1 pseudogene is annotated in these 393 nt (G+C 62.8%); it reads left to right on the top strand.

The features are described 5' to 3' along the window. Positions 1–393 (top strand): annotated as a pseudogene (locus B1964_RS21070) (HNH endonuclease); the annotation flags it as partial.

The raw sequence follows: 393 nt of genomic DNA, 5'->3' as shown, positions 1-393 counted from the left end.
TTGATCAGCATGGGTTGCGCACCCGCCGTCGCAGGTCGGTATGTGCGGGTCGCCGCCACCACCGATGTCGACCTGTTGTTGGCGCACGCGGCGGATGGGTCCATCTCGTCCGAACACACCGATGCCATCGTCCGCGGGCTGGCGCACATCGACACCCGATGCCCCGAACCTATGGACACCGTCCAACGTTGTGAATACCTGCGGAAGCTGCTGTCGCATTACTTTGCCGGTTTCACCCCCGCCGAGATCAATCTCTACTCGCGGCAGTTGGGGAACGAGTTGGCGGCCGAAACGCCTGGTGGGTTGCCTGCTGCGGAGGACAAGTCGATCAACTCCTACACCGACCGCATCACCGACGACGGCCGGTTGGAGATCTCGGCGAACCTCGACATC

The organism is Gordonia sp. i37, from assembly GCF_002043085.1.
Lineage (GTDB): Bacteria > Actinomycetota > Actinomycetes > Mycobacteriales > Mycobacteriaceae > Gordonia > Gordonia polyisoprenivorans.
Note: the sequence above shows the minus strand (reverse complement) of the source record. Positions and strands in the feature narration are given on the sequence as shown.